This is a genomic window from Streptomyces rhizosphaerihabitans (genome assembly GCF_025399795.1).
In the GTDB taxonomy this organism is placed as follows: domain Bacteria; phylum Actinomycetota; class Actinomycetes; order Streptomycetales; family Streptomycetaceae; genus Streptomyces; species Streptomyces rhizosphaerihabitans.
This window is the reverse complement of sequence record NZ_JAODTZ010000157.1, coordinates 1-976: the sequence shown is the minus strand read 5'-3', so window position 1 is coordinate 976 and position 976 is coordinate 1. Positions and strand designations below refer to the sequence as shown.

Annotated in this window: 1 protein-coding gene and 1 pseudogene; both read right to left on the bottom strand. The window is 70.6% G+C overall.

The window, feature by feature from the left end:
- Positions 1–145: 145 nt before the first annotated feature.
- Positions 146–808 (bottom strand): CBS domain-containing protein, encoded by a 663-nt coding sequence (locus tag N4G66_RS45180; RefSeq protein WP_261710150.1) that lies wholly within the window; start codon positions 806–808, stop codon positions 146–148.
- 32 nt (positions 809–840) lie between these two features.
- Positions 841–976: pseudogene (locus tag N4G66_RS45175) on the bottom strand (regulator); the annotation flags it as partial.

Here is a 976-nt window from a genome sequence, read left to right as displayed (position 1 = left end):
CGCACTAGGGCCGACCGGCCCCATCCGAGCCCAGCCCGGGACCGTGTCGATCCTTTGGAGGTGAAGCCGGCCCTGAGCGGGGTGCTGTCGCACGCCGGCTGAGCAGACCCGTAAGGATCTACGCGGTGCTGCACTTGCGGTCGTCTCACCGCTCCCGGACGTGCTCCGGGCCCGTGAGGTCGAATCCGACGTCCACCACCCCTTCCACGGCTCGCACCAGCCGGGCGGCCACCGGCACCAGTGCTGTGTCGCGGACGCGTCCGGCGAGGGTGACGACACCGCCCCGCACCTTGACGCGGACCGGCGAGGGCGACCCGTGGAACAGGTAGGACACGATCTCCCTGCGTACCTCCTCGGCGATGTCCTCGTCACTGCGCAGGAACACCTTGAGGAGGTCGCCGCGGCTGACGACGCCCTCGAGGCCGCCGATCTCGTCGACGACGGGCAGCCGCTTGACCTTGGCGTGCGCCATGATGCGGGCCGCCTGCGCCAGGGTCGCGTTCGCGCGGACGGTGACCGCCGGAGACGTCATCAGCTCCTCCGCGGTCAACCCGCCGGCCTTGGCGAGATCGCCCAGCCGCCGCAGTTGCGTGCAGTGGTCGGGGTCGCCGTCCCGGAACTCCTCCTTGGGCAGCAGATCGGCTTCGGAGACAACCCCGATCACCCGGCTCTCGCCCTCCACGACGGGCAGGGCACTGACCTGCCACTGCTCCATCAGCTGCACGATCTCCTTGAAACCGGCCCCGCGGCCGATGGCGGCGACGGTATGGGTCATCACGTCGCTCACGATGTGCGGACTGCCGTGCACGGTGGCTCCTTGATCGGTTCCGGAAACGTCGGTCAGCGTGCGTCGCCGCTGCCGTAGGGCGCGTACAGGTCGAGCAGCCGGGTCCGGGCCGACTGGAGCCGGTGGGCGACGATCTCGCCGGTCCACCGGGCCACGGCCATCCCCAGTTCGGGATCGGCCCGGCACATC